Source organism: Streptomyces sp. TLI_105 (genome assembly GCF_900105415.1).
GTDB lineage: Bacteria > Actinomycetota > Actinomycetes > Streptomycetales > Streptomycetaceae > Streptomyces.
Genome location: NZ_FNSM01000001.1, coordinates 976,890 through 1,000,038, shown reverse-complemented (window position 1 = coordinate 1,000,038; position 23,149 = coordinate 976,890). Strand labels below are relative to the sequence as shown.

The 23,149-nt window shown below is 71.2% G+C and carries 19 protein-coding genes and 3 pseudogenes; 11 read left to right on the top strand and 11 right to left on the bottom strand.

The features are described 5' to 3' along the window. Positions 1 to 376: 376 nt before the first annotated feature. Together BLW86_RS04635 and BLW86_RS04630 are read right to left on the bottom strand one after the other, a co-directional pair. Positions 377 to 664 (bottom strand): annotated as a pseudogene (locus tag BLW86_RS04635) (restriction endonuclease); the annotation flags it as partial. Positions 665 to 711: 47 nt separating this feature from the next. Further along, complete coding sequence (locus tag BLW86_RS04630; RefSeq protein WP_256341211.1) at positions 712 to 3,126, bottom strand: tyrosine-type recombinase/integrase; 2,415 nt, start codon at positions 3,124 to 3,126, stop codon at positions 712 to 714. Positions 3,127 to 3,251: 125 nt separating this feature from the next. Here BLW86_RS04630 and BLW86_RS04625 point away from each other — a divergent pair, with 125 nt between their 5' ends. Both BLW86_RS04625 and BLW86_RS04620 read left to right on the top strand, forming a co-directional pair. After that, positions 3,252 to 3,746, top strand: coding sequence for a winged helix-turn-helix domain-containing protein (locus BLW86_RS04625; protein WP_093872823.1), 495 nt, complete (start codon positions 3,252 to 3,254; stop codon positions 3,744 to 3,746). A 41-nt stretch (positions 3,747 to 3,787) separates the two neighbouring features. Then, positions 3,788 to 4,315 carry a transposase gene (locus BLW86_RS04620; protein WP_256341642.1) on the top strand — a complete coding sequence of 176 codons (528 nt, stop codon included), beginning with the start codon at positions 3,788 to 3,790 and terminating at the stop codon, positions 4,313 to 4,315. 28 nt (positions 4,316 to 4,343) lie between these two features. Here BLW86_RS04620 and BLW86_RS04615 read toward each other — a convergent pair whose 3' ends face one another. Beyond that, the gene (locus tag BLW86_RS04615; protein ID WP_256341210.1) at positions 4,344 to 5,438 is read right to left on the bottom strand and encodes a tyrosine-type recombinase/integrase; all 1,095 of its coding nucleotides are present in this window, start codon (positions 5,436 to 5,438) and stop codon (positions 4,344 to 4,346) included. Further along, entirely contained in the window at positions 5,402 to 5,692 is a 291-nt protein-coding gene (locus tag BLW86_RS04610; RefSeq protein WP_256341209.1) for a hypothetical protein, read from the bottom strand. The genes BLW86_RS04615 and BLW86_RS04610 overlap by 37 nt, the downstream gene beginning before the upstream one ends. A 24-nt stretch (positions 5,693 to 5,716) precedes the next feature. Here BLW86_RS04610 and BLW86_RS04605 point away from each other — a divergent pair. Next, positions 5,717 to 6,334, top strand: a pseudogene (locus BLW86_RS04605) (restriction endonuclease fold toxin-2 domain-containing protein); the annotation flags it as partial. Between the two features lie 173 nt (positions 6,335 to 6,507). Here BLW86_RS04605 and BLW86_RS04600 read toward each other — a convergent pair. Next, positions 6,508 to 7,326 (bottom strand): DUF3761 domain-containing protein, encoded by an 819-nt coding sequence (locus BLW86_RS04600; RefSeq protein WP_256341208.1) that lies wholly within the window; start codon positions 7,324 to 7,326, stop codon positions 6,508 to 6,510. A 221-nt stretch (positions 7,327 to 7,547) separates the two neighbouring features. Next, entirely contained in the window at positions 7,548 to 7,877 is a 330-nt protein-coding gene (locus BLW86_RS04595; RefSeq protein WP_093872818.1) for a hypothetical protein, read from the bottom strand. A 155-nt stretch (positions 7,878 to 8,032) separates the two neighbouring features. Here BLW86_RS04595 and BLW86_RS42930 point away from each other — a divergent pair. Then, a pseudogene (locus BLW86_RS42930) lies at positions 8,033 to 8,258 on the top strand (flavoprotein); the annotation flags it as partial. 114 nt (positions 8,259 to 8,372) lie between these two features. Here BLW86_RS42930 and BLW86_RS04585 read toward each other — a convergent pair. Then, positions 8,373 to 9,761: a hypothetical protein gene (locus BLW86_RS04585; RefSeq protein ID WP_093872817.1), complete on the bottom strand. Its 1,389-nt coding sequence runs from the start codon at positions 9,759 to 9,761 to the stop codon at positions 8,373 to 8,375. Positions 9,762 to 10,320: 559 nt separating this feature from the next. On the opposite strand from BLW86_RS04585, the gene panD reads away from it, so the two are divergent. Continuing rightward, positions 10,321 to 10,746 carry an aspartate 1-decarboxylase gene (panD, locus tag BLW86_RS04580; protein ID WP_093872816.1) on the top strand — a complete coding sequence of 142 codons (426 nt, stop codon included), beginning with the start codon at positions 10,321 to 10,323 and terminating at the stop codon, positions 10,744 to 10,746. A 495-nt stretch (positions 10,747 to 11,241) separates the two neighbouring features. Next, positions 11,242 to 12,732 carry a transglycosylase family protein gene (locus BLW86_RS04570; RefSeq protein WP_093872815.1) on the top strand — a complete coding sequence of 497 codons (1,491 nt, stop codon included), beginning with the start codon at positions 11,242 to 11,244 and terminating at the stop codon, positions 12,730 to 12,732. Here the strand turns inward: BLW86_RS04570 and BLW86_RS04565 are convergent. Further along, entirely contained in the window at positions 12,613 to 13,602 is a 990-nt protein-coding gene (locus BLW86_RS04565; protein WP_256341207.1) for a DMT family transporter, read from the bottom strand. The two genes, BLW86_RS04570 and BLW86_RS04565, sit on opposite strands and share 120 nt — an antisense overlap. 239 nt (positions 13,603 to 13,841) lie before the next feature. Between BLW86_RS04565 and BLW86_RS04560 the strand changes: the two genes are divergently transcribed. The 3 genes from BLW86_RS04560 to BLW86_RS41880 all read left to right on the top strand — a co-directional run bounded on the left by BLW86_RS04560 (position 13,842) and on the right by BLW86_RS41880 (position 16,636). After that, the gene (locus BLW86_RS04560; protein ID WP_093872813.1) at positions 13,842 to 14,564 is read left to right on the top strand and encodes a (2Fe-2S)-binding protein; all 723 of its coding nucleotides are present in this window, start codon (positions 13,842 to 13,844) and stop codon (positions 14,562 to 14,564) included. 60 nt (positions 14,565 to 14,624) lie between these two features. Continuing rightward, the gene (locus BLW86_RS04555; RefSeq protein WP_093872812.1) at positions 14,625 to 16,109 is read left to right on the top strand and encodes an SDR family NAD(P)-dependent oxidoreductase; all 1,485 of its coding nucleotides are present in this window, start codon (positions 14,625 to 14,627) and stop codon (positions 16,107 to 16,109) included. 356 nt (positions 16,110 to 16,465) lie between these two features. Beyond that, positions 16,466 to 16,636, top strand: a complete 171-nt coding sequence (locus tag BLW86_RS41880) for a hypothetical protein (RefSeq protein WP_177181554.1) — start codon at positions 16,466 to 16,468, stop codon at positions 16,634 to 16,636. A gap of 57 nt (positions 16,637 to 16,693) precedes the next feature. Here the strand turns inward: BLW86_RS41880 and BLW86_RS04550 are convergent, their stop codons facing one another. Genes BLW86_RS04550 through BLW86_RS04540 form a run of 3 tightly spaced genes read right to left on the bottom strand, consistent with a single transcriptional unit; the run spans position 16,694 to position 19,570 of the window. After that, the gene (locus tag BLW86_RS04550; RefSeq protein ID WP_093872811.1) at positions 16,694 to 18,121 is read right to left on the bottom strand and encodes a lipase maturation factor family protein; all 1,428 of its coding nucleotides are present in this window, start codon (positions 18,119 to 18,121) and stop codon (positions 16,694 to 16,696) included. 22 nt (positions 18,122 to 18,143) lie between these two features. Beyond that, positions 18,144 to 18,695 (bottom strand): DUF1990 family protein, encoded by a 552-nt coding sequence (locus BLW86_RS04545; protein ID WP_093872810.1) that lies wholly within the window; start codon positions 18,693 to 18,695, stop codon positions 18,144 to 18,146. Further along, positions 18,692 to 19,570, bottom strand: a complete 879-nt coding sequence (locus BLW86_RS04540; RefSeq protein WP_093878493.1) for a YndJ family protein — start codon at positions 19,568 to 19,570, stop codon at positions 18,692 to 18,694. Before BLW86_RS04540 ends, BLW86_RS04545 begins: the two co-directional genes overlap by 4 nt. 205 nt (positions 19,571 to 19,775) lie before the next feature. Here BLW86_RS04540 and BLW86_RS04535 point away from each other — a divergent pair, with 205 nt between their 5' ends. Together BLW86_RS04535 and BLW86_RS04530 are read left to right on the top strand one after the other, a co-directional pair. Then, on the top strand, positions 19,776 to 20,930 hold the full coding sequence (locus BLW86_RS04535; protein ID WP_093872809.1) for a DUF6777 domain-containing protein: 1,155 nt from the start codon (positions 19,776 to 19,778) through the stop codon (positions 20,928 to 20,930). Between the two features lie 49 nt (positions 20,931 to 20,979). Continuing rightward, a complete protein-coding gene (locus tag BLW86_RS04530) occupies positions 20,980 to 23,067 on the top strand; it encodes a SpoIIE family protein phosphatase (protein WP_093872808.1) in 2,088 nt (695 codons plus the stop codon). Positions 23,068 to 23,149: the final 82 nt, after the last annotated feature.

Here is a 23,149-nt window from a genome sequence, read left to right as displayed (position 1 = left end):
CGCAAGGCGGAGGAGGGAGCCTTGCCGGCCGACGGCAACGCGGCGAGGTGCGGCACCAGGGCATGCGAGCCCGGCAAGATCCACACGAGAGGACCTAGTGTCCTGAGTCGGAGATTCTTGGGTGGTTCTCTCAGCCTCCGGCCTTCGGGCCGACGGCTCCAAGTCGAGCCCCAACCTGGTGAGAAGCGGGCGCGGCCGCCGGTCGATCGAAGCAGAGATCTACCTAAAGACTTCCGACTCAGGACACTAGATCAAGCTGCAGATCGCCCGTCAGAAGAGAGCCTTGCTCCCGCCACGTGAGCCACGGCCGAAACAAACATCGCTGTTGCACGAACAGGTGGGGCGCCGCTCCGGGGCTTCTTCGTGCGGGATCCAGTCAGGCAGACGGGGGCCGGCGGGGCGGGGGCACGGCCCGCAGCAGCTCCCACAGGGGCCGTGAGCCGCTCGCCCACTCGCCCAGCATGGTGCGGTCGACCAGGTGCAGCCGCTGGGAGCGGGCGAAGTCGAACGCCGGCTTGGAGAATCTGCCGTTGGTGACGAGCACGACGACCTCGTCCTTGTGCACCGGCCGGCCGGTGCCGTTGAGGACCTGCAGGTCCGGGGTGCCCACCGCAGCCCCGGACAGACCGGCCCGCCGGTGCTTGCACTGGATCACCCTTCTCTGCACTTCACTCGATGGGGGCGTTGGTTGCGGTGATGTGGGCGGTGGGGTCACGGGTCTTGTGGTCGGCGGACTTGAGGCAGGCCGAGGTGGACGGCGGTTCGCTGTCGGATCCGTTCGGCTTCGATGCGCTTGCCGCGGAGGAAGGCCAGCGTCTTGTCGATGCCGTCGATCTCGCCGAGCCATCCCTCGTTCTCGGCTCGCTTGCGGCGTAGGACGAGGTCCTTTTCGAGTTCGTCGAGCCGGTGCAGCATCTTGGGGTCGATCTGCAGGACTGGGCAACGGATGCAGGCATGTTCGTGCTGGCAGGGGGTGCCGTAGGGACGAGCACAGTTGCCGAGTTCGACCTTGCGCTTCTCGAAGTGCTCCTCGAACTCGGTCCATTCCTGCTCGGTGACCTCACAGTATTCCGCGGGCGGCCGCAGTGCCCTCCGGTTGTTGAGGAACTGCTGGTAGTGGGCGACGACATCTTCGTTGAAGACCGCCACGTATCCCTGTGTCGTTTGCAGATTCATGTGTCCGAGCAGAGCCGCTCCGATATGGATGGGAAGCCCGCCGTTGACGACTTCGGTGGCGAAGAGCCTTCGGAAGTCGTGGGGTGTGAAGGTCAGGCCGGCGAATGCCTTGTTCGTCTCGCCGATCTTCTGGCAGGTCCGGCGGAGCATGTTGAGCATCGTGCCGGTGGCCAGGACGCTGCGGATGCTACCGATCTGCCGCTGGAAGAGGAACGGTATCCGGTCCGACCACAGTTTGTCGTGTCCGTCGTAGCGGCTGACCAGCGGGATCGTCCGGCCTTCTCTGGTGTGACGGCGGATGATCTGGGCGATGGTGTGGAAGAGCTCGGCGGACATGGGGATGACGCGTTCGCGATCGTTCTTGGACGGCGCGATCACCAGCAGGGCAATGATCTCGCCGTTCGGGCATTCGTATTGCCGAACGCTCAGGTGTGTGAGCTCGGACAATTCCTCGATTCGAATACCGCTGTGCCGAAGCACTTCGACGGCGGTCCATTCCCAGAAGGCGGTGTCTTCGGCCAGGGTGACGTTGGTGGTTTCGCCGGTGGTCTTGTCCAGGACACGGACGGGTGGTTCGTCTTCGACCTGGAGGAGTCGTTGGTCCTTCTTCGAATTGGTGCGGCGGTATTGGCGCCCCTGGAACTCGAAGGCTTCCCCGAGACCGACGGCCCGTCCGGCTTCCAGCAGGCCGGCGAGCTTCTCGTGTCGTTCCTCGACGTACTTCACCAGCGTGGGCAGCAGCGGCTGCCGCTGGCGGGTTCGGTCGGCCATCCGCTGGTTGATCTCGCGCCGGCGCTTGGAGAATCCCTTGAGTTCTTGCGGGCGGATCGGGCATGGGACGACCCAGTGTCCCCATCGTTCGGGTTCCTCAACTGCCCAGCTCTGCAGGTCGGGATAGAAGCCGCGGATCGCGAGGAGAATCTGCTCGACGTTCTTGCGCTCCTTTGTCCGGTCCCGCTCCCAGTAGGCAATCTCCGTCCGCCACTGGTCGTAGACGTCCTGGTTGAGGTTCAGGTCGGCCTGGTCGGGGTTGATCTTCTCGACCTTCGCCCAGAAGGTGCCGGTCAGGATCCGGGTCGGACCGTCGCGGGTGTTGTAGTCGGTGTCCGCCTGGCGCCGCACGATGTAGTCGATGATCAGCTGGCAGATCCCCTGGTGACGGATCGGATAGCGGTCGACCATCTGCTCGGGTGTGAGCTGTCCGTTGTAGATGAACTTCCGCAGGGTCGTCGGTGTTCCGGGCGGGAAATGCCCCGTGGAGTGCAGGATTTCCCAGGCACCGAGGGCGCCGAAGCGCGTGGTGTCCTTGTTCGCGCCGTGAGTGACGCCCAGGCGGCGGCACTCCAGCGAGTAGTGGAGCAGAGCGGACGGTGTCAGATCCGCGAGCGCGATGCCCTGAGTGGACAAAGCGCAGGAGACATCGAACTTGGCCCGGATCCGGTTGCCGTGACCGAGTTCGGAGCGGGCGTCGACGGCGGCGAAGTACGCGTCCAGCTCGGGGTCATGATTGGCCTGCCGGAAGGCGTCGGGGAAGTCAGCGAAGACGTTGGCCCTGAAGCCGCCCAGCGTCGGCTGGATCACCCGCATGCAGAAGGCCATCTTGGCGGCCGAGGTCAGGTCGTAGCCGTCCTGGTGGCGCCCAGGGGTCACCAGGCTGTTGACTGGCAGCGCCTTGTCCCCGTTGAATCCACTCGCTTCCCGCCGGGCCTGCCACGTGGCCCCGGGCAGCGTTTCCAAGTGCCCGAACAGCAGCCGCAACCCGCGGCGGCGCTTCTCATGGGTAGAGTGAGTACGGCCGGGGATCACGTCCTTGACCAGCGAGCACAGCACCGGGATTGATGCCTGGGACAGATCGCCGAACGGAGCAGGCGGATGTTCCGGCCTCGGCGCCGGTGCAGCCTTGACGGCGGCGTCCGGGAACCTGGTGGGCACCGGCTCGTCGAACTCCACGTCACGCAAGACCGTCCTGCGGTTGCGGGCGGTGTAGGTCGGTGTGAGAGTGCCGCGGCTACTGAGGTTGAACTCGTGGTGTCGTAGGGGCTGACGACTCGTGGCCCGTGCGGTATCACCGGGGCATGCGGTATCCACAAGGGGGCGGGCTGACCGCCGAACGGCAGCAGTTCCGCGAGGAGTTACGCCTCAAGGCGGCCGAGCGGTTCGCCCGGGGCGAGGCGAGCTCGTTGATCGCCAAGGACCTGCGGGTCAGCGTCCGCTCGGTGCAGCGATGGCGGCGGACGTGGGACGAGGGCGGTCCGCGGGCCCTGCGGTCACAGGGGCCGGCGTCACTGCCGAGGCTGAGCGAAAAGCAGTTCGCCCAGCTGGAGGCGGAGCTGGCCAAGGGGCCGGCCGCGCACGGCTGGGAGGACCAGCGCTGGACGCTGGAGCGGATCAAGACGGTGATCGGCCGACGCTTCCACCTGACCTACACCATCCAGGGCGTGCGGAAACTGCTGGTCCGCAACGGCTGGTCCTGCCAGGTCCCGGCCCGACGCGCCATGGAGCGGGACGACGACGCGGTGGCCGGGTGGGTCAAGGAGGTGTGGCCCTGCGCGGAAGACTCGCGGCGGTGAGTGGAGCCTGGCTCGTCTTCGAGGACGAGGCCGGATTCTCCATGACGCCGCCGCAGGCGAAGACCTGGTCGCAGCGCGGCAGGACCCCGGTGGTGAGGGTCCGTGGCCGGTCCCGCAGACGGATATCCATCGCCGCGCTGACCTGCTACAAACCCGGCCACCGCTTCAGGCTGATCCACCAGTCACGCCGGGACGACCGCCGCGACGGCCGCAAGAGCTTCTCCTGGCGCGACTACCGAGACCTGCTGATCGCCGCATATCAGCAGCTCGAGGGCCCGATCGTGCTCGTCTGGGACAACCTCAACGTCCACAAGGCCGTCGGCCTGCGGGAGTTTGCCGCCTCCCGGGACTGGCTGACCATCTACCACCTGCCGCCCTACGCACCCGACCTCAACCCCGTCGAAGGGATCTGGTCCCTCCTGCGGCGCGGCTGGCTCTCCAACGTGGCCTTCACCACCCCTGAACACCTCGTCCAGCGCATCCGACGCGGCTTACGGCACATCCAGTACCGCAGCGACTTCATAGACGGCTGCCTCGCCGAGACCGGCCTGACCATCAGACCCACCTGAGCAACCCAGCGACATCACGAGTTCAACCTCAGTAACCACCGAACACCGCCTGGATGTCGGCCGGGTCGTATCCGGCGGCGAAGGTCCGCTCGACGCGGGGCCTGTTGTAGTGCTCCTGGAGCTTGTCGAAGAGGTCCTCGATGCGGGTGTTGAGGTAGATACCCGTAGTCGCCAGGGCGGTGTGTCGCATGATCGCGCGTACTTCCGAGAGAGTGAGACTGGGGTCATTCGCCATCCGCTGAGCGGCGGTGTGGCGCAGGTCGTGCAGGGTCCAGTTGGTGCCGAGCTTGGTGTTCGCGCGCTGCAGGATGCGGCGCATGGCCCAGTAGGTCAGCGGCTTCTCGGCACCGTGCCGAGTCCGCCAGAGCGGCTCGCCCGAGCCCGGGGTGCCGGCCTGGTCTAGGTATGCGGCCAGGAGCAGGAAGCCCTGTGGGCTGGCCGGCACCGGTTCGCGCACGTTGGTGCCCTTGGAGATGACGTAGAGCTGCTGGCCGGACCAGTCGACGTCACCAAGGGTGATGCCCAGCAGTTCGCTTGCGCGGGCTCCGCTGGAGACGTAGAGCTGCAGCAGGGCGCGGTCACGGTCGTGGTTCATGGCCGCGAACAACTCATCCCACATCGCGTCGGGGATTGCCCGCGGCTGCTTCTGCTGGGTGCGTTGACGTAGCCGAGCGCGGCGATGCAACGGTGCAGGGCTGTCCGGGGCGCGGTGCGCAAGGGCCCGACGGCGCTGCACGGACTCCGGCACCGGGTTCATGACAGGGCCGCGGCCGTAGTGGTGGTGAAAGGCATAAAAGCCACTGACGACGGTCAACGCATGGTTGATGGTCGTCGGCGCATAGCCGGCCTTGAGGTACTGCTTGCCGGTGCGCGGGTTCACCGACCCGGGAGGTGGCGCCTTGGGGTCGCTGCGGCGCCGCTGCGGATTCTTGGCCGTACGCAGCCAGTCGACCAGTGCCGCGGCCTCCGCCTCCGTCGCCTTTTCCCAGTCGACGCCCAGCAACCACAACAGCCGGAACCATCGCAGCAAATCATGGGCATAACTCCGGCCGGTAGCAGGGATGTTGTCGCCGAGAGCCAGATCCTTCAGGTACGACTCGACCGGAGAGACCAGGCCGCCCACATCTCGGTCCCCGCGATGTGGTGCAGGACGGGTTGTCCGGTGGCCAGTGCGCGAACCGGTTCCGATTCATCGGGGTAGGAGTGGGCCTCGTCGATGCGGAGCAGGGACTCCGGACAGCCGTCGAGGACGGAGCGCTGGGCGACTCGGCGCTGCGTCAGAGCCCCTGCTGAACCCATGCCCGTTTCGTCGAGCGCGGAGTCGAAGAGGTCGACGGTGACGAGGTCGGCGAAGTCCTCGGTGCAGACCTCCGTCAACTCCTCCGCGGTCCGGGTGACGTCGACGTCCGCTACAAGCAGGCCATGGCCAACCCCGCCAGCAGCGGGATCAGGGGCCTGGAGATCGTGACGAACGGACAGGACAACGCCGCCCACTGGCAGTCCATGATGGCGATGACGGGCACGGCCCGGCTCGACGCGGTACGTCCCCTGAGGACAAGGCAGACCATGGCCATGGCACGAAACATCCGGACGAACTTCGCCTTCTATCCCCCCGAGGGGGAGGGCGGAGCCTGGCACGCCACACTGCAGACCCTGGAGCGGGCGCTGCGCGAGGGGTTTCCCGATCCCGCCATCGGGCACCGGAGGTCCGGCATCCACGAGATGACCGTGCTGGACTTCGAGATCGAACCGGCCCCCGACGTGTGGGTGAACGGGACCGCGGCCATCACGGAGCCCGACTACGCCTACATCACCCTCACCGACGTGACCGCGGACGAAGCCGGGGCCTTCGCCATCTGGTTGCGTGACTCCTTCGTCCCGGCGCCCCACCTCGTACGCTTCGCCAGCAGCCTCGCCATGGCGAACGGCGAGGACACTCCCTCGCCCTTGCCGGCCGGCGGGAGCCGGGAAGACATCAGTGGCCTGCTGCGTCGCCACCTCGGCACATTCGACCACTGACCGGCGGCCACCATCGGGCACCTACCGCCGCGCCCAGGAACGGGCCGAGCCCGATGAGGCGGCCCGATGGATGCAACGCAGGCGGCTCTGCCTCGACCTGGCGCGCTCCGGCCGCCGGTCGTCAGTGATGCGGTATCGGTTTCTTCGCTGAAAGAATCACGACGGCTTTCTCTCTACGAAGGCACGCTGGCGAGCCAGACGGCTACGCCGCCGTGGTGCGAGCAGGTGCCCCGACGGTGCGCGGAGTAGCTGTAGCTGCCGTCGTTGCATTGGGCGGTGGCTCCTGCGGGTGCCTGCTGCGAGTCGTCCGAGGACGAGGAGGAGCTGGAGTCGCTCCCCGACGAGGAGGAACTGGTGTCACTTCCTGAGGAGGAGGAGCCGGTCGACGAGCTGGAGCCGCTGCTGGAGGAGTCGTCGCTGTAGTCGTCTCCGGTGGTGGAAGCGGTGGAGGAACTGCTGTCGCTGTCGTCCCCCGTGCCCGAGGCGGTGGAGGAACCGTCGTCGCTGTAGTCGTCCTCCGTACCCGAAACGGTGCCGGATTCGTCGCTGCTACCGACCCCCGTGGGGTCGTCGCAGGTCTCACCCTCGCTGGATTTGACGGTGTCGAACGTGAGTGTGTCGTCGGTGCTCATCGTCGCGCCGGCTGCGGGCTGTTGGGAGCAGACCGTCCAGTTGCGGTCCAGGAACTGCTGGCGGCCCAGACCGGTGGCGTCTGTCGAGTCGAGGTGGTAGATGCCGTCGGCCTGCGCCGCGTCCTGGGCCGCCTGGAGCTCCATGCCGACGAAGTCCCCGACCGTGACGGTCGCCGCCTTGTCGTCGAGGACGGATGACGAGGCCGATGAAGACGAGGAGGCGGACGACGAGTCGTTGTCGTCGTTGAACAGAGCACTGCATCCGCCGACGACGAGAAGCATGGCCAGCATGAAGCCACAGCCGACGCGGAAGTTCTTCTTGTCCTCTGCCGTCGGCTGAGGTCTCTGGTTTCGGGCCACGTCTGGGTCCCCCTTGTTGCTATGGGATGCACGCTCCCCTGCGTGCACAGTCCTGCTGTCGGTCGCGAACCGACGCCCGCCGGCGGCGGGGTAGGTGTTGTCAGGGCGACGACTTTAGCCTCGTACTGCCAGGTAGATGACCGTTCAATGAAAATCGGCCATCCGAGGCGACTTGTGACGGGCTGAGCTGCATAGCAGCGGCTCGATCGACCACTTCACCGTCACCCCGGAGACGGGACGCCCTCTAGGAGTGTCGCGAGGCGAAGGACCGTAGGGCGGACCTGGGACGCGCTGGTCAGGATCCGCAGGACGGCCAGGAAGTCGGGCCACTGCGAGGTGACCGTGAGCGGTAGTCGACGACCGGCGATCAGCTCACGGACCCGAGAGCCAAGCAGGGGGTGCTCGGGCCCCTTGCCGCCGGCGTAGCCGAAGGGCCAGGTCCCGGTGGCGGCGTGCCAGAGGGTGGCGGCGAGAGTGTGGACCTCGGCGGCTGGGGTGACCTTGACCGGGCGGTGGCCTGCTTCGATGGCCGCGGCCAGTTCGGGGGCCAAAAGTGGGGAGGCCGCCGCAGAAGGTCCAGGACGGGGCAAGGGCGAGGGACACGGCCCACGTGCAGTCGGTGAGCTGGACGCCGGTCTTCGTGTGGGTCGCGTGTTCGGGCTGGAGGTCGCCGTGGACCCAGCCCCGCTGGTGGAGGTCGGCGACGGCGCTGGGCATCCTGTGCGAGGCGTACGGGATGGGCATCCCGACGGTCGTCCTGCCTGCCGTACGTGAACGCCGCCATGGCCGCCCATCTGGCGTACGGACGGAGTCTGGACCAGCTGCGGAAGATGGGTGTGATGGTCGAGTCGTACGAGCCGCACCGGCCGGAGGCGGGTGGGGGAGCGGACCGTTTCCAGTGGGAAGAGACGTTGGAGCTGCTGGACAGCAGGAGCGTAGGTCTCCTTCGGACAGTGATGCGGGTCGAGGCCCGCGCTCCTGGCCGTCAGGCGATTTGGTCGTCCGCCCAGAGGCCGTCCGGACGGGCGTGTTGTCTCAGAGGCGCGTCAGCGAGACGAGTACGCGCAGGGGTCCTCGGCCTGCCCCGGCAGTAGCCGCAGGGCGAGGACGGAGCCGTCGGCGTGGACGGAGACGGGGCCGCCCCAGTCCTTGTCGAAGGTGAGGCGGGGGCGGACGTGGCGGCTCGCGTGGACGAGGGCGCGGTATTCCTCGATGTCGCCCCTGGCGAGAAGTCGGAAGACCTCCTCATCTACGCCGGAGAACGCCTCGACACGAGGCCCGTTCAGGCGGAAGACGTGGTCGGTGCCGACGTATGCGTTGCCGAAGAGGGTGTGGGCGGCGTCCTGGATGCTCATGCCGGCCGCGTGCTCGAGGCCGGTGAAGCGTTTGCGGCCCTGCCGGTCGGTCAGGTGACGGGCGGTGGCGTGGCCGGAGCCGGTGAAGGCCATGAGGCCCGCCGCGGTGGTGTGGGCCAGGGACTCCTGGAACCAGGCGTAGTCCTTCGGCTGCACGTGGCAACCCCGTACGGGCTCCGGTGCCACCAGGCCCTCGGTCGGCGGGTGGATGTCCGGCATCACGTTCGCCTGTGCCGGTTTCGCGTTGAGGTTCGCCTCCCGGCCTTCCGCCGGGGACAACCGGCCGCCACTGCCGGGTGCCTGGAGGGCGTGGACGGTCGTCGTGCCGCCGTCCGTCGGGAGCTGCGTGCTGAACAGCAGGCCGGGGGTCTTGTTCCACGGGCCGATGTGGACCGCTTCGGCGTGGGCCGAGGCGGAGGCCAGCTGCTCGGCGGAGGTGGCGGAGTCGCCGTGATTGCCCTTGCAGGCGAGGGGGATGACGAGGGACGGCTCGCCCGGCCGCCAGACCTCCGCGAAGTACTGGGGACGATAGCGGTACTTCACCTTCTCGCCCTTGTCCCTGCTGGTGAGGGCCCAGCCCGCGCGTAACGCAGTGTCTGCGGGGACGATCGTCACCGAGTGGTCGGGGAAGCGGCTGCGCAGCATGTGCTCGGCGAGCGTGAGGGCGAAGCCGATGCCGAGCTCGCCGGACTGCAGTGACTTGTAGTGGTCCGCGATGCGGTGGCCTTCGTCGGTGAGGCCGAGGAAGGAGTCGCGACCGCCGGCCAGGGCCTGGGTGTACTTGAGCGCGCCCCAGTGCTCCGCCAGCCCCCGTCCCGCACCGCGCCACGACAGGGAGGTGGCCCGGGCGAGGGTGTGGAGCACGTCCCAGAGAGTCACTTCGAACTGCCGGGGCAGCTCCGTCGGCGGGATCGGGGCGAGGGCGGGCTTCCGGCGGAGCGGCTCGTCCTCGTTCTCCTTCCGCTTCTTGTCATCCGCCGCGACGGCGGCCTTCACCTTCCCGACGAGCGCGTCGTCGGAGTGGACGGAGACGTTCGACGGCTGGGTCAGGCCCTGGAGCACTTCCTCGGTCGGCTTCAACAGCTCTCCTTCACGGTGTGCGCGAGCGGTTCACCATCGGCTGGACCGTACGGAAGGGAGGAACGGCGCACGCAAGTGCGCAGGGGCGCGTGATCTTGGCTTTGGCCCGGGCGGGTCGGCGTTGGCGCCTTGGCCTTGCCTTGCTCGCGAGTTCCACGCTGCCGAGGGCCCCGGACGGGCCGCAGACAGCGAGCCGACTTCAGGAGCGGTCGAGCGTCGACCGTCTGATGGCCAAACAGGCCATGCTCCGTGAGCCAGAGCGAGGTCAGCGCCCGACAGGTCGGTGGTACATGGGCGCACCTCATCCGTGCGTGCAGAGGAACTCCCACATATCTGATGAGTCATCAGGTGAGTCAGCATCCGGTCAGCACGAGTCCCCGGGCGTTCCGGGGCGGTCGTCCCAACAGGCGCCGGTGCGGCGCGAAAGTCCAGGTGGGACGCCGTCCAGTCCGACCGGAGCGATGTTCCTCACAAACATCGCACGGGGGTGTCGGTGTAAAGTCGAGGACGCCCTTGACCTGCAGAAAGCAGGCAGGGAGCCGTCTCAGAGGAGTCCCAAGTGCTGCGTACTCTGTTCAAGTCCAAGATCCACCGCGCCACCGTGACCCAGGCCGACCTGCACTACGTCGGTTCGGTCACCGTCGACGCGGAGCTGATGGAGGCGGCCGATCTGCTGCCCGGTGAGCTGGTCCACATCGTCGACATCGACAACGGGGCCCGGCTCGAGACCTATGTCATCGAGGGCGAGCGCGGTTCCGGCGTCATCGGGATCAACGGTGCCGCCGCCCACCTCGTGCACCCCGGCGACCTGGTGATCCTCATCAGCTACGGGCAGATGGAGGACGCGGAGGCGCGGGCCTTCGTGCCGCGGGTCGTGCACGTCGACGGCGACAACCGCATCGTGGAGCTGGGGGGCGACGCGTCCGCTCCCGTCCCCGGCAGCGACACGATGCGCCCCCCGCACGCCGTGCCCGCCTCCGTCTGAGCGGCGGAAGGCCGGAGCGAGGCCGCTTCGGGACCCTGGTGACCGTCGGTCGCCGGGGTCCTCTCCGTGAGGGGCCCGGGTGACCCGAAGGGCGGGGTCCGGCGGGCGCGGCCGGGGCGGCGGGGCGACCCTGGAGGGGGAGACCCCGTGAAGGAGACCCCGCGAAAGGGAGACCCGTCGACCGAGAGGTCCGTGATGACCCACCCCTTCCCCGATCCGCTGCCCCCGTCGCCGATCCCGCCCCCGGTTCCCTCGCCGCCTCCGGTGCCCCCGCCGAACCCGGTCCCGGCCCCGCCGGACCCCGCGCCTCCGCCGACCCCCCAGCCGGGCGGGCCCGTACCGGACCCCGAGCCCCGGCCCGAGCCCGGGCCCGCCGGCGGGTGACCGGAGTCGACGCAGAGGTGACAGAAGGGACTTCAGCTTTCGCGCGACCCTTGTCACGGAGCGTGCGCCACCCCTAACTTGGACGGCTGCTGCTGTGTTCAAGGGGGGCCCATGGCCGTACGCGGACGTCACCGCCGCCACCAGCCGAGCCGGATCAACCGTGCCTCGCTCACCGTCACGGCGGGAGGCGCCGGCATGGCGCTGCCGCTGATCGGGGCGGGCGCCGCGCACGCCGCCTCGCTCGACGTCTGGGAGAAGGTCGCGTCCTGCGAGTCCTCCTCCAGCTGGCACGTCAACACGGGCAACGGCTACTTCGGCGGCCTCCAGTTCAGCCAGTCCACCTGGGAGCGGTACGGCGGCACGCACTACGCGCCGCGCGCCGACCTCGCCTCCAAGGACCAGCAGATCGCGATCGCCGAACGCGTCCTGAAGGGCCAGGGCCCCGGCGCGTGGCCGTCCTGCGGCCCCCGGGCGGGGCTCGCCCGGGGCGGGGAGGCACCGGACGTCACCGCCCTGCGCGCCACGGCGGCCGATCCGGCCGGCGGCGGGAACGCGGTCCGCACGGCCTCCCTGCCGGGGCAGCGCGTCTTACCCGAGCAGGCGGCGCACGGCGCGAGTCCGACCACCGTGCCCACCGTGCGCGAGATGTACACCGTGACGCCCGGCGACTCCCTGTCGGAGATCGCCCGCGACGAGCACGTCAAGGGCGGCTGGCAGCGCCTGTACGAGACCAACCGGTCCGTCGTCGGCGACGACCCCGACCTCATCCACCCGGGCCAGCGCCTGACCCTGCGCATCACCGCCCCCAGGACGGCGGAGAAGGCCGACCCGCCCCCCAGGACCGCTCGACCGGTCAGGACCACCACGCCCCCGAAGGCCACGCCTCCGAAGGCCGCGCCTCCGAAGGCCGCGTCCCCCCAGGCCGTCGCGCCCAAGCCCGCGCTCCCCAGGACGCCCGACGCCCGCCCCTCCGCGAGGCCGTCCGTCAAGCCGGTCGCGAAGCCCGCGGCCAAGCCGAGCCCCAAGCCGCACACCCAGCACACCCCCAAGCCGCACACCCAGCACACCCCCAAGCCGCACACCCAGCACACCCCCAAGCCGCACACCCCCAAGCCGCACACCCCGAAGCCGAGCCCCAAGCCCAGCGGCAAGCCGAGTCACCGGCCCGCGCCCAAGCCCGCTTCCCAGCCGGCCGGGCACAGCTACTCCGCGCCCGTCTCCGCGGACATCGGCACCCGGTACGGCACCCGTGGTTCCTCCTGGTCCAGCGGCTACCACACCGGGGTCGACTTCCCCGTGCCCACCGGCACCTCGGTCAAGGCCGTGGCCGGCGGGCGGGTCGTCTCCGCTGGGTGGGGCGGCGCGTACGGCTACCAGATCGTCCTGCGCCACGACGACGGCCGCTACAGCCAGTACGCGCACCTCTCCGCCCTCACCGTCCGCGAGGGCCAGCGGGTGCACGCCGGTCAGCGCATCGCGCGCTCAGGATCGACCGGCAACAGCTCGGGACCGCACCTCCACTTCGAGATCCGGACGGGACCCGGGTACGGCTCCGACGTCGACCCCCTGGCGTATCTCAGGGCGCGGGGAGTCTCCGTCTGACGCCGGGGAGTCCGCCGCCGGTGACACCGACGGCGGCTCCTGCGGCACCGCCATGCGGTCCAGCGTGAGCTGGACGAGGCCGGCCGCCGCGACCGTGCCGCAGACCAGAGCGGCGACGGTGCCCGCCGTGCCGTACCGGAAGCTCTCGCCGAACAGCGTCAGGCCCACCGCCGCCGCGACCACCGGGTTCACCACCGTGACGGTGGCCAGCGGGGCGGCGAGCCCCGCGCCCCGGTACGAGGCCTGGGAGAGCAGGAGGCCGGTCACCGCGAACACGGAGAGGACGAGCAGCCCCGTCCACTCGGCGAGCGGGGCCCGGGGCGTCCACTCCTCGGCCACCGCCTTCGTGAGGACCGAGGCGATGCCGAAGGAGACGCCCGCCGCCGCGGCGAGCACGACGCTGCGCAGCACGGACCGGCCCACCAGGTGCGCGGCCGTGAACAGGACGACCACCGCGCCGAAGGTGGCGCCCGCCAGCAGCCACCGCTCCCCGTCGGCCAGGGACCCGGCCTCGGCGCCGCTGGTGAGGCTCAGCAGCCCGGCGAGGCCCGCCGTGGCCATCAGCGCGCCGCGCCAGGCCCGCCGCCCGGCCCGGCGGCCGACGAACAGGGCCGCCATGGGCAGCGCGAAGACGATCGTCAGGGCACCCAGCGGCTGGACCAGGCTGAGCGGCCCGTACGCCAGGGCGGCGACGTGCAGGGTCGCGCCGACGCCGTTCAGCAGGACGGACACCCACCAGGCGGGGCTGCGCAGCGGCGCGTAGCGCCGACCCGCGGCGGAGGCCGCGACGCGCTCCTGCACGATCGCCGCGGCCGCGTAGGCGACCGCGGAGGCCAGGGCCAGGGCGACGGACAGCATGAGTGGACTCATACCTTCCACGATCTCTCTTCCCGGCCGTCCGCGTCGTCGTACCAGGGGACGTCTTCGCGGGTACCACCGACGCAGTACACGGCCCCCGCGTACGTCCCGGGGTGTACACCCGCGCAGGTCGGAAGGGGTGCAAAGCGGTCTTTACGGTCTCCTCGCGGCGGCTGTGCGGGGGCCTGGGGGGACTTCGGAGAAGTTACGGTGGGGGCCGACGACAGGACTCCGGGGCGGGGGGCGTGCGCATGGGACTCGGCGCGAGCGGCGACGGCGGGTCGCCGGGCGGCTTCTTCGTCCTGCGGACCACCGCCCCCGCGACCGGCGGCGCGCACCGCCCGCTCGCCCGGCTGTACGCGGGGGAGGACGGCCCCCTCACCGCGCGCGTGGACCACGTCACCGCCCGGCTCGGCGTCCCCGAGCGGCGCGTCGGCGCCTCCGTCGCCCACCTCGGGCTCGCCGCCCGGCTCTGGTCCGTCGCCCTCGGCCCCGCCGCGCTCCACGGCCGCTTCCCGGCCCTCGACCCCGCCGAGCTCTCCTGGGACGGGGCGCTGACCTCGCCCGACGACCTGTGGTGGGCCGGCTCCACGACCCGCCCCGCGACCGTGGCCGAGCTGCGCGAGGCCGTCCAGGAGGCCCATCTCGTCCCGCTCCACGAGGCACTGCGCCGCGACGGGAACGTCTCCCCGCGCCTGCTGTGGGGCAACGCCGGCTCCGCCCTCGCCGGCGCCCTGCGCGAACTGATCCGCTGGGCGCGCGCCCACGGGCGGCCGGAGGCGGCCGAGCGGGCCGCCGCCCTGGTCTCCGGCCTCCTGGACCACCCGGACCTCGCCGGGACGGTCCGCGGCCCCCGGCTGCGGCGCACCAGCTGCTGCCTCTACTACCGCGCCCCGGGCGGCGGACTCTGCGGGGACTGTGTCTTCGACCACGCTCCCCGAACGGGTTTGGAGGCGCGGCCCCCCGCTCCGTAAAGTTGGGCCTTTGAATGCCCGCGAGCGGCGACGTACGAGCGAACGAGGAACCCGAAGGCCATGACGGTGACCGAAGAAAACCAGGAATACGGGCCGGGCATCGACCCCGAGCGCCTGGCCGTCTGCCTGAGCGTCCTCGACGAGCTCGACAAGATCGACGTCGACCACCCGGACGCGATCACCGTCCGGCGCGCCACCGCCGGGATCTACCGGACCGTGAAGCAGCGCCGTCGCCAGGAGCGCCGGGCCGCGAAGACCGCGAACGACAAGGCGGTCACCGAGGCCACGGCCACCGGCTCCGCCCAGCGCATCGACGACGAGACCGAGGGCATCCTGCCCACCTCGGTCACCGAGGAGGGGCGGATCGCGGGGATACTCCAGCGCCCGCGCTCCTGCTACGTCTGCAAGACGCGGTTCGTCGAGGTCGACTACTTCTACCACCAGCTCTGCCAGCCGTGCGCGGCGCTGAACCGGGCCAAGCGCGACGCCAGTGCCGACCTCACCGGCAAGCGCGCGCTGCTCACCGGCGGCCGGGCCAAGATCGGCATGTACATCGCGCTGCGGCTGCTGCGCGACGGCGCCCACACCACCATCACCACCCGCTTCCCCAAGGACGCCATCCGCCGCTTCAAGGCGATGGAGGACTCCGCGGACTGGATGCACCGCCTGGAGGTCGTCGGCATCGACCTGCGCGACCCCGCCCAGGCCGTGGCCCTCGCTGACCAGATGGCCGAGGCCGGTCCCCTGGACATCCTCATCAACAACGCGACGCAGACCGTGCGCCGCCTGCCCTCCGCCTACTCCGCCCTCGTCGAGGGCGAGAACGCCCCGCTGCCGGCCGGTGAGCTGCCCGCCCACCACGTCATCGGCGCGTTCAACTCCGGCGCGGTCGGCGAGCTCGTCGGCTCGTCCGAGCTTCCCGCCGGCGTGCGGGACCTGGAGGCGCAGCAGGTCGCCGACCTCGCGCTCGTCGCGGGCAACGCCACCATCGCCAAGCACCTCGACGGCACCGCCATCGACGCCGGCGGCCTGGTGCCGGACGTCGTCGAGAGCAACACGTGGGTGCAGAGCATCGAGCAGATCTCCCCGGTGGAGCTCCTGGAGACCCAGCTCTGCAACTACACGGCCCCGTTCATCCTCATCAGCAAGCTGCGGGCGTCGATGGCCGAGGCCGCGAAGAAGGCTTCCAGCGGGCGCGCCTACGTCGTGAACGTGTCGGCGATGGAGGGCGTCTTCAGCCGCGGCTACAAGGGCGCCGGCCACCCGAACACCAATGCCGCGAAGGCCGCGATGAACATGGTGACGCGGACCAGCGGCCAGGAGATGTTCGAGACCGACGGCATCCTCATGACCTCGGTCGACACCGGCTGGATCACCGACGAGCGTCCCCACTTCGACAAGCTGCGCCTCGCCGAGGCCGGTTTCCACGCCCCGCTCGACCTCGTCGACGGCGCGGCCCGGGTGTACGACCCCGTCGTGCGCGGCGAGGCGGGCGAGGACCTCTACGGCTGCTTCCTGAAGGACTACGCCCCCGCCAACTGGTAGACGGCCCGGCCGCCGTCCCCTACGGACGGCGGTCCGAACACCACCCCTGCGGATGGCGGCCCGAACGGCCGCCCTCCTACGGACGGCTCCGCGGTTCCGGCAAGAGCGCCCCATCGGCCTGATGGGGCGCTTTTCCGTCGTGCTTCACCCGATTGCGTCACACTTTGGAGCCCGGTAGAGCGCGGGGGCGCTCATTTGGTTAGTCTGATGCTCACGGTCGGCCACCGAGGACACACACCGTCCTCACGGCCTTCCTGGGACAGGCCTGCCACCAAGGCCGCGGTCCCGCCACGAACGGCGCCACCGCGACCGAACCGGCACTTGTCCCACAGGTACGCGACACAAAGGAGTGCGCGGTGACACCCGAACTGACGAAGCAGGAACCGCGACCGGCCGAACGCAACGACCGGCCGCGCCGGAACGGCGAGCTGGGCAGCCTCGAAGTCTGGGCCCACGCGGCCCCGATCCGGCTCGCGGGCTACGAGGAGGACCTCGCCGAGCCCCACATCCTGCCCGGCATCGACTGATCCCTCCGCTTCACCCCGGGTGCCCCCGGCCGTTCCCGGCCGGGGGCACCGGTGCGTTCAGCGGGAGGTGCCCGTGGGTGCCCGCAGGCGGATCGGCGGCATGTACTCCCGTACCAGCGTGCGGTGCCACCAGGCCCCGGTCGTCCGGAGCTCGTGCCAGGTCGTGTACCGGTAGCGGTAGAGCCGGGCGCGGACGAGGGTCGGCGGGGCGTCCGGGAACGGGTTGTGCGCGAGGAGCCGCAGGGTGTCCCGGTCGCCTTCGAGCAGCCGCTCCACGAAGGGCCCGAACCACTCGCGCGCGTAGCCGGGGGAGAGGGCGGCGAACCACATGAGCCAGTCGAGCCGCAGGTGGTACGGGGCGAACTGCCGGGGCAGCCGGCGCGGGTCGCCCGGCTTGCCCTTGAAGCCGTACTCCCGCCACACCGTGCCCGGGTGCGGCACCTGGTCTTCGGTGCCCTCGACGACGATCTCGTCGCGGATCCGGCCGACGGTGCCGAACGCGCCGTAGCTGTTGACCAGGTGGTACGGGTCGTACGAGCGGTTCATCGCCTGGTGCCGGGAGAGCAGGTTGCGCGCCGGGCGGTAGCTCCGGACCAGGATGAAGGCGGTCGCCGCGACCACCACGACCACGTACCAGAGGGGCGGATCCGGCTGGGGGTGCTCGCCGGTGAGCGGGGAGGCGTCCACGACCGACAGGGCGAGCACGATCGTGATCCAGTTCAGCCAGGCGAAGTTGCCGGAGAGCACCAGCCACAGCTGGGTGGCCACCATCAGACCGGCCGCCACCGTGGCCACCGGCTGCGGGGTGAAGAGCAGGAACGGCACGACCAGCTGGACGACGTGGTTGGCCGCGACCTCCACCCGGTGCAGCGGGCGGGGCAGATGGTGGAAGAACCAGCTCAGCGGGCCGGGCATCGGCTGGGTCTCGTGGTGGTGGTAGAGGCAGGTCAGGTTCCGCCAGCACGGGTCGCCGCGGATCTTGATGAGTCCGGCGCCGAACTCGACGCGGAAGAGCAGCCAGCGCAGCAGGAACAGGACGAGGACCGGCGGGCCCGTGTCGTCGTTGCCGAGGAGGACCGCGAGGAAGCCGGTCTCCAGGAGCAGGGACTCCCAGCCGAAGGAGTACCAGGTCTGGCCCACGTTCACGATCGACAGGTAGAGCGCCCAGAGCACCAGCCACAGGAGCATCGAGACCGGCAGCGGCACGGCGTCCCCGGCGCCCGCGACGAGCGCGAGCGCCAGGGCGGCGCCAGTCCAGGAGACGGTCGCGAAGAGGCGGTCGGAGTAGCGCCAGTGGAAGAGCGAGGGGGTGTGGCGCGGGCGGGTGCGGCGCACGTACTCCGGTACGGGGAGCATGCCGCGCTCCCCGATCAGCGCCCGGAACTGGAGGGCTGCCGACAGGAACGCCACGCAGTACAGCCCGGCGAGGCCCCGCTGGAAGACGATCCGGCTCAGCCAGTGGTCGGGCGCGGTGAACCACTCCATCCCCTCCAGTATCGGCCCGGGGTCACTCCTTGACGAGGCTCCGGAGGGTCCGGCCGAGCAGGCGGGCGTACGCGTGCTGGAGCCGCGGGACCACGGGCCCGCCGAGCCGGGTGTACCAGGTGGCGGGCCGGCTGAAGGCGGTGACCGTGAAGCGGACCGTGCCGTCCGGCTCCAGCTCGACGACGAAGGACTCCTCGCCGCACTCGGCGTGCCCGCTCAGGGTGCCGTAGGCGAAGCCGGTGCGGTTCTCCTCGTACGCCGTCCAGATCACCGAGCAGGGGACGCCGATCCGGAGCGGGCCGGCGCCCAGCGACACCTCCAGGTGGACGCCGGGTTCGGCGCGCTCGGCGTCGGCGCGGACGCGCGCCCTGGAGGCGCGGTGCATCCGCCAGGTGGTGACGGCCGCCCCGGCGGTCTCGAAGGCGGCCCTGCCGTGGCCGACGACCGCGCTGTGCCGCAGGTGGTGGTAGCCGGCGGGGAGCGCCTCGGGGGTGCGGGTGGCGCCGACCTCGCGGTAGGTGAGGCTCGGGCGGCGCGGGGCGGGGCGGGAGAGGTCGTGCGTGAGGCGGGTCATGCCGGAAGCTCCGTTCGGGGCAGGTGCGGAAGGGTCGGAAGGGGCCGGGAGGCGCGGTCGGCCGCGAGGCGGCGCCGGGCGAGGAGCGCGCAGACGGCGAAGCCGAGGGCGTTGCCCAGGCCGTGCGTGGCGGCCGTCCAGGTCAGGGGGAGGTGCGGAAGCCCGGTCGCCTCGCCCAACGCCCAGCTGAGCGCGAGCAGCATGGTGGCGACGAGGACGAGGGCCGAGACGGCGAGGAGACCGCGGGTGAGCCGGTCGGCGGCGAGCTCGCGGCGCTCCCGCAGGGTCAGCACGGAGACCGCGGCCATGCCGGCCGTCAGGACGGCGGCCCCCGCCAGCTCGGCCCAGTCGTCGACGAAGTAGCCGAGCAGGACGAGCAGGGTGCCGGCGGGGACGCTGAGCGCGGCGAAGCGGGCGGCGGGACCGTCGGACGTACGGCTGACGAGTCCGGCGACCAGGGCGGCGGCGAAGCCGGCGAAGTGGAAGTGCGGGACGGTCAGCGCCAGGATGTCCAGGTCGAAGCCGAACAGCGGGTACGAGGCCCGCTCGGCGACGAGCGCCAGACCGGCGACGGACGGGGCCGTCAGGGCGGAGAGGACGGCGATCTCGCTCGGCCGGAGCGAGCGGGTGAGCATCAGCCGGGCCGGGGCCTGGAGCGCGAGCGCCAGGGTGGCGAGGGCGTACACCGCGGCGAGCGCGGTGGCGGCGGCGGAGCGGGGCAGCCAGAGGGCCAGGGCGCCCGGGACGGCGAGCAGGGGCCAGGCGCGCCGGAGCGGGTCCAAGCTGGGCGGCCGGGGGCCGTCGAGGAGCGCGAGCCCCGTCGGGACGACCCAGAACATGCCGATCATCACGACCGAACTCACCAGGACCGACAGCACGGTCATACGACACCACCCCCACTTGAACGCGTTCAACTGGCGAGTCGAGCGTAGGTCCTTTCTTGAACGTGTTCAAGTCCTTCGTCTTCGCGACCCGGTCGGCCGCTCTCCGCTTGCGAGGCCCTGCGCGCTGCGACAGACATGAGGCACTGGCCGGAACCGGGCGCCGGGCCCGGCGGAGAGAGAAACTCGGGAGAACAAGGTGCGCTCATCCCTCCGCCGGACGCGGCGGACCCGCCCCGCGGCCGCGGGCCTCGTCGCGGCGCTGCTGCTCACGGGCTGCTCCTCCGGCTGGGAAGGCGCCGGCGGCGAACCGGCCCCGGCCCCCGCCCAGGACGTCCTCCTCCAGCCGCTCGGCGCCCATGGGCCCGACCCCTTCACGGCCTCCACCGTCCGGAACACCGCACCGCCCGCCGCCCCCGACCGGCAGCCCGGCGACGGCGGCCCGCAGGTCCGCGAGGTCACCGGCTCCACCCCCGGCCTCTACGGCGGCACGCGCGCGATGGGGAGCTGCGACGTCGAACGGCAGGTCGCCCTCCTCACCGCGGACGGCGCCAAGGCGCGCGCCTTCGCCGAGGCCGCCGGCATCCCCGAGACCGGCGTCGCCGGCTGGCTCCGCGGACTCACCCCGGTCGCCCTGCGCGCCGACACCCGCGTCACCGACCACGGCTACCGCGAGGGTCGCGCCCATGCCTTCCAGGCCGTGCTGCAGACCGGTACGGCGGTCCTCGTCGACCAGTACGGCGCCCCGCGCGTCCGCTGCGCCTGCGGCAACCCGCTCCGCAGCCCCGCCGCCGACACGAGCGGCGTCCACCGGGGCGACCCGTGGGACGCCTTCGACCCCGACCGCGTGATCACCGTCCGGCCCGCCACCTCCGTCGTCGCCGGCCTGGTCATCGTGAACACCACCGACCGCACCTGGATCGAGCGGCGGACCGGCAGCGACGGCGACCAGGACAAGAAGCCCGACGTGGAACCGGCCTGCGACCCCGACACCTGCGCCCTCGCCGACTCCGGCACGTCCGACCCGAGCGCCCCCGGCCACCCCACCTCCCCGGACCCCACCTCCCCGGACCCTGCTTCCCCGGACCCCGTCCGGCCCGCCCCCACCGCCCCGCTGCCCGACGCCCCCGACCCGTCCGGCACCGGAGGCACGGGCACCGATCCGACCGCCCCGCTGCCCGACGCCCCCGACCCGTACACGGAGCCCTACCCCGACCCGTACACCGAGCCCTTCCCCGACCCCTTCGGGCCGGCCCCCTCCGAGCCGTCCACCGTCCCGGACGGGACGCTGCCGCCCGAGGAGCTCTTCCCGGCCGGTCCGGTGCCCGACCAGCCGGAGACCTTCCAGGGGTGAAAGGGATCTTCCTGGTGCGCACCGGCGGGGCTGCGCCTAGCGTGGCCCCATGAACGCGGTCAGCGGGGGCGGCGAGGCGATCGCACGGCCGGGCCGTGCGCCGGACGAGTCGGGTGCCGGGGCCCGGATCCTCGCCGACTACGGCTCCGCCTTCCGCATGGGCGGCTTCGACTGGGACCTGCTCACCGGGACCATGGCCATGGACGACGCCGCCCTCGAGGTCTTCGACATGGGCCGCGACGAGTACGACGGCAGACCCGAGAGCCTGGGCTCGCGCGTGCTGCCGGACGAGGGCCGCCAGCTCGACACCCTCGTGGCCCAGGCGCTCAAGGACGGCAGCGAGGAGTACGGCGCCTACTTCCGCATCCGCCGCCGCGACGGCAGCCACCAGTGGACCCACACCCAGGGCCTCGTCCACCGTGACGACAGCGGCCGGCCCGTCCGCATCATCGGCATCCTGCGCGACGCCACCCACGAACTCACCGAGTCCGCCGCCCGGCTCGGCCTCGACGAGGGGCGCCGGAGGCGCGCCGGCGTCGTCGAGGGCACCACGGCGGCCCTCGCCTACGCCCGGACGGTGCAGGACGTCATCGACCTGCTCAACGACTCCCACGCGCTCGAACACTTCGGCGCGGCCAGTCTCGTCATGGGCCTCCTCGAAGGCGGGCGCATCCACCTCGTCGCCGAAGGGCCCGACGGAGCCTTCGTGCCGGGCACCCGGTTCACCCGGGTGGACGAGCCGTACCCGATGAGCGAGGTCATCCGGACCCTGCGCCCCCGGTTCATCGACTCGGCCCGGGACTTCGCCGACTCCTTCCCGGTGCTCTGGCCGCACATCAGCGGGCTCGGCATCACCGCCGCCGCCTATCTGCCGCTCATCGCCCAGGCCCGGCCCATCGGCGCGCTCGGCCTGCTCTACAGCGACAAGACCGGTTTCAGCGAGGACGAGCGGACCCTGCTCGTCGCCCTCGGCAGCAGCATCGCCCAGAGCCTCCAGCGGGCCATGCTCTACGAGCAGGAGCACGACCTCGCCGAAGGGCTCCAGCAGGCGATGCTGCCGCGCCGGATCCCCGAGGTGCCCGGCGCCCAGACGGCGGTCCGCTACCGCTCGGCCCGCCTCGGGCGGGACATCGGCGGCGACTGGTACGACCTCATCGCGCTGCCCGGCGGACGGGTCGGCTGCGTCATCGGCGACGTGCAGGGCCACGACACCCACGCGGCGGCCGTCATGGGCCAGCTGCGGATCGTGCTGCGCGCCTACGCCGCCGAGGGCCACCCCCCGGCCACGGTGATGGCCCGCGCCTCGGTCTTCCTCCACGAGCTCGACACCGAACGCTTCGCCACCTGCACCTACGCGGAGGTCGACCTCGCCACCGGGGTCGTCCAGGTGGTGCGCGCCGGCCACGTCGACCCGCTGATCAGGGAGATCGACGGCGGCTGCCACAGACTCCCGGTCGACGGCGGGCTGCCGCTCGGGCTCTCCGCGGAGTTCGGCCGCCTCGACTATCCGGTGAACACCCTGGAGCTGGACCCCGGCCAGACGCTGATGCTCTACACAGACGGGCTCGTGGAGAAGCCCGGGGCCGACCTCGACGAGGGCCTGCAGTGGCTCTCCTCGCTCGTCCGGCGCGGCCCCGCCGACCTCCAGCGGCTCGCCGACCACCTCTGCGACGTCGTCGCGGAGCGGGGCGGCGAGGACGACGTCGCGATCCTGCTGCTGCGCCGCCACGGCACGTACCATCCGCAGGGCACCGGCCGCTTCCAGCAGCACGTGGCCCAGAACGACCCGGAGGCGCTGAGCTCCGCCCGGCACATGATCCGGGCGGCCGTCCGGGCCTGGGGCGCGGGGGAGCGCGCGGACGAGATCGAACTGGTCGCCGACGAGCTGATGACCAACGCCCTGATGCACACCGACGGCGGAGCGATCGTGACGCTGCGGATCCTGACCGGGCCCCCGCGGCGGCTGCGGGTGGAGGTGGAGGACCGGTCCAGCGCGCTGCCCCGGCGCCGCGAGGCGGGGGAGGCGGGGGTGTCCGGGCGGGGGCTGCTCCTGGTCGACCGGCTCTCGGACGCGTGGGGCGTGGAGTCGCGGGGCGGTGGCAAGTGCGTGTGGTGCGAATTCACCGTGGAGCGTTGAACTTGTTAACTGAGCGTGAACTGATCGTACTTGACCGTAACTGACGGTATGCGATTGACTTCGCCCGCCCGCCGCATCGCGC

Coding starts and splice junctions, on each gene's coding strand:
- BLW86_RS04545 (WP_093872810.1), bottom strand. CDS start 18,695: ATGACCCGCCTCACGCACGACCTCTCCCGCCCCGCCCCGCGCCGCCCG.
- BLW86_RS04620 (WP_256341642.1), top strand. CDS start 3,788: ATGACGCCGCCGCAGGCGAAGACCTGGTCGCAGCGCGGCAGGACCCCG.
- BLW86_RS04530 (WP_093872808.1), top strand. CDS start 20,980: ATGAACGCGGTCAGCGGGGGCGGCGAGGCGATCGCACGGCCGGGCCGT.
- BLW86_RS04550 (WP_093872811.1), bottom strand. CDS start 18,121: ATGGAGTGGTTCACCGCGCCCGACCACTGGCTGAGCCGGATCGTCTTC.
- BLW86_RS04570 (WP_093872815.1), top strand. CDS start 11,242: ATGGCCGTACGCGGACGTCACCGCCGCCACCAGCCGAGCCGGATCAAC.
- BLW86_RS04625 (WP_093872823.1), top strand. CDS start 3,252: ATGCGGTATCCACAAGGGGGCGGGCTGACCGCCGAACGGCAGCAGTTC.
- BLW86_RS04555 (WP_093872812.1), top strand. CDS start 14,625: ATGACGGTGACCGAAGAAAACCAGGAATACGGGCCGGGCATCGACCCC.
- BLW86_RS04560 (WP_093872813.1), top strand. CDS start 13,842: ATGGGACTCGGCGCGAGCGGCGACGGCGGGTCGCCGGGCGGCTTCTTC.
- BLW86_RS04565 (WP_256341207.1), bottom strand. CDS start 13,602: ATGAGTCCACTCATGCTGTCCGTCGCCCTGGCCCTGGCCTCCGCGGTC.